This window comes from Burkholderia sp. Ac-20353, from assembly GCF_017104785.1.
Taxonomy (GTDB): domain Bacteria; phylum Pseudomonadota; class Gammaproteobacteria; order Burkholderiales; family Burkholderiaceae; genus Burkholderia.
Genome location: NZ_JAAGPL010000376.1, coordinates 1 through 3651, shown reverse-complemented (window position 1 = coordinate 3651; position 3651 = coordinate 1). Strand labels below are relative to the sequence as shown.

2 protein-coding genes and 1 pseudogene are annotated in these 3651 nt (G+C 68.3%); all 3 read right to left on the bottom strand.

What is annotated here, in order from left to right:
- Positions 1 to 1779: methyl-accepting chemotaxis protein (locus tag G3N94_RS40310; protein WP_205799755.1), on the bottom strand; the 1779-nt coding region annotated here is incomplete at its 3' end.
- A gap of 49 nt (positions 1780 to 1828) precedes the next feature.
- Positions 1829 to 2344 carry a chemotaxis protein CheW gene (gene cheW, locus G3N94_RS40305; protein ID WP_205799754.1) on the bottom strand — a complete coding sequence of 172 codons (516 nt, stop codon included), beginning with the start codon at positions 2342 to 2344 and terminating at the stop codon, positions 1829 to 1831.
- A 48-nt stretch (positions 2345 to 2392) separates the two neighbouring features.
- Positions 2393 to 3651: pseudogene (locus G3N94_RS40300) on the bottom strand (chemotaxis protein CheW); the annotation flags it as partial.

Here is a 3651-nt window from a genome sequence, read left to right as displayed (position 1 = left end):
GGCCGGCGCCGAATGGCCCGAATGGCCAGCGTGGCCCGCGTCCTTCGGCGCGCGCGCGCGGCTGTCAGCCACACTGCGCGATGCGCCTTCGGCCGCACTCTTCGATTCGACTGCGACGGCTGCCGCGCGCTTGGCCGGCGCCGGTGCCGGCAGCGCGTTCGGCTGCGGCGCCGGACGCGCGGCGCCATGCGTGAGCTTCGCGGGCGCGGCCGCGTGCGCGATGCCGCCGACGACGCGCCAGCCGGACACGATCGCCTTCATCTGGCGGGTCTGCTCCTCGAGCGACGCGGCCGCGGCCGCCGCCTGCTCGACGAGTGCCGCGTTCTGCTGCGTGACGGCATCCATCTGGCCGACCGCACGATTGACCTGCTCGATGCCGGTCGACTGCTCGTCCGATGCGGCGCTGATCTCGCCCATGATGTCGGTCACGCGGCGCACGGCCTGCACGATCTCGTCCATCGTCGAGCCCGCGCGCGACACGAGTGCCGAGCCGCTCTGCACCTTGTCGGCCGAATCGCCGATCAGGTGCTTGATTTCCTTCGCGGCCGCCGCGCTGCGCTGCGCGAGCGAACGCACCTCACCGGCGACCACCGCAAAGCCGCGGCCCTGCTCGCCCGCGCGCGCCGCCTCGACGGCCGCGTTCAGCGCGAGGATGTTGGTCTGGAACGCGATGCCCTCGATCGTGCCGATGATGTCGACGACCTTGCCGGAACTCGTCGCGATGTCCTGCATCGTCGCGACCACCTCGCCGACCACGTCGCCGCCCTGGGTCGCGATGTCCGACGCGTTGACCGCGAGCTGGCTCGCCTGCCGCGCGTTCTCGGCGTTCTGCCGCACGGTGCCCGTCAGCTGCTCCATGCTCGACGCGGTTTCCTGCAGCGACGCGGCCTGCTGCTCGGTGCGCTGCGACAGGTCGATGTTGCCGGTCGCGATCTCGCGCGCGCCGACGTCGATCGACTCGGTGCCGCGATGCATCGCCTGCACCATCGTCGTGACCGCTTGCTGCATTGCGTTGATGCCGGCGAACAGGCGGCCGATTTCGTTCTGGCCGACGACCTCGACCGGCGTGGTCAGGTCGCCCGCCGCGATGCGCTCGAAGTGCGCGACCGCTGCCCGGAGCGGCTGGACGATCAGCCCGCGCAGCGCGAAGCGGATCGCGACGACGAAGAACGCCGACAGCGCGATGCCCGCGGCGATCAGCGTGATCATCAGCGAGATACGCGACTGCGTCGCGTCATGGCGCGCTTCGGCGCGCTGCTGCAGCATGCCGACGACCGCCGTGGCGGCCTGGTCGTAGGCGACGAACATCGGGCTGATCTTCGTGTCGGCGATCGCATGATAGCCGGCCAGGTCGCCCGCGCGCGCGGCCGCGAACTCCGGCTCGACGCCTTCCTTGACGATCGTCGTGTAGCGCGCGTTCAGCTCGTCGACGAGCGCGGCATCGACGTCGTCCTTCGGGATCGCCTGGAACGCCTGCCAGTTCTGCGTCGACTTCGCGTACAGCTCCTGCGCGCGGTCGAGCACCTTGCGCGCCTCGTCGACGTTGCCGGCCTCGGTCAGCGACCGGAAGCGGTCGAGCGACACACGCGCGCGCAGCAGGTACGACGACGTGTCGTCGAGCGCATGGATCGCGGGCAGTTCGACGTGCGCAATCGCGTCGAGCGAACGGCCCGCGTGATTCAGCGCGAACAGGCCGAGTCCGCCGACCGCCGCGGCGAGACAAGCGAAAATGAGTCCGACCGCCGTGAGCGTCGTTCGGATCGACCAGTTTTGCAGCATCGCAGATTCTCCCGTGATTCCTTGCGCGCGCGACGCGCGCGCACCGTCCTTAAACGCCGAGCGTCTCGATCAGCGCCATTTCCCGGCTCGACATCAGCTTCTCGATGTCCATCAGGATCAGCATCCGGCCGTCGACCGTGCCGAGGCCCGTCAGGTACTCGGTCGTCAGCGTCGCGCCGAATTCCGGCGCGGGCATGATCTGGTCGGTCGACAGCGTCAGCACGTCGGACACGCCGTCGACCACCATCCCGACCACGCGATGCGCGACGTTCAGGATGATCACGACGGTCTGGTGGTCGTACTCGACGCGGCCGAGATGGAACTTGATCCGCATGTCGACGATCGGCACGATGATCCCGCGCAGGTTGATCACGCCCTTGATGAAGTCGGGCGCGTTCGCGATGCGCGTGACGCTGTCGTAGCCACGGATTTCCTGCACCTTCAGGATGTCGATCCCGTATTCCTCGTCGCCGAGCGTGAACACGAGGAATTCCTGACCCGTCGCGTCGCCATGCTCCGCGTCGCGGCGGCTCGTGGCCGCATTCGCCGCGGCCGGATTGATCATTTGGACTTCAGCAGACACGTTTGCCCCCAATCGGTTGAATGTCGAGAGTCAGAACATCGCGAGCGCGGCGCCGGAACTGGCGCCGTGCGTCGCACGGGTTTCGCGGTTCAGCGCCGCGACGTCGACGATCAGCGCGACGCTGCCGTCGCCGAGGATCGTCGCCGCCGAGATGCCGTGCACCTTGCGGTAATTCGTTTCGAGGTTCTTCACGACCACCTGCTGCTGGCCGACCAGCTCGTCGATCAGCATTGCGAAGCGGCGGCCCTCGGTTTCCATGATCGTGACGATCCCCTGGGTCGGGTCGGTGCGCGCGTCGTCCACCGAGAACACCTCGTGCAGCGCGACGAGCGGCAGGTATTCGCCACGCACGCGCACCACGCGCTCGCCGTTGCCGACCGTGTAGATGTCGTCGGCCGACGGCTGCAGCGACTCCATCACGAAGTTCAGCGGCAGGATGAAGATCTCGCCGCCGACCTTCACCGACATCCCGTCGAGGATCGCGAGCGTGAGCGGCAGCACGATGCGCGTCGTCGTGCCGCGGCCCGCCTGCGACGAGATCTCGACATGGCCGCCCATCGACTGGATGTTGCGCTTCACGACGTCCATCCCGACGCCGCGGCCCGACACGTCGGTCACCGTCTCGGCGGTCGAGAAGCCCGGCGCGAAGATCAGCTGCCAGACTTCGTCGTCGCTGATGTTGTCGGACACCTGCATGCCCTGCTTCGCGGCCTTCGCGAGGATCCGCTCGCGGTTCAGGCCGCCGCCGTCGTCGCTGACCTCGATCACGATGTTGCCGCCGTGATGCGCGGCCGACAGCACGAGCTGGCCGACCGAGTCCTTGCCGGCCGCGAGCCGCCTGTCGACGGTCTCGATCCCGTGGTCGAGGCTGTTGCGCACGAGGTGCGTGAGCGGATCGATGATCCGCTCGATCAGGCTCTTGTCGAGTTCGGTCGCCTGGCCGAACGTGACGAGCTCGACCTGCTTGCCGAGCTTGCCGGCGAGATCGCGCACGAGCCGCGGGAAGCGGCTGAACACGTAATCCATCGGCATCATCCGGATCGACATCACCGCTTCCTGCAGGTCGCGTGCGTTGCGTTCGAGCTGCGCCATCCCGTTGAACAGGCGGTCGTGCAGCGCCGGGTCGAACGCGCTCGCGGTCTCCGCAAGCATCGCCTGCGTAATCACGAGCTCGCCGACGAGGTTGATCAGCTGATCGACCTACTCGACGCCGACGCGGATCGAGCTGACCTCGCCGCCCGATGCGACCGCCGCCGGGCGAGCGAGCTTGTCGTCGTGGTGCGGCTGGG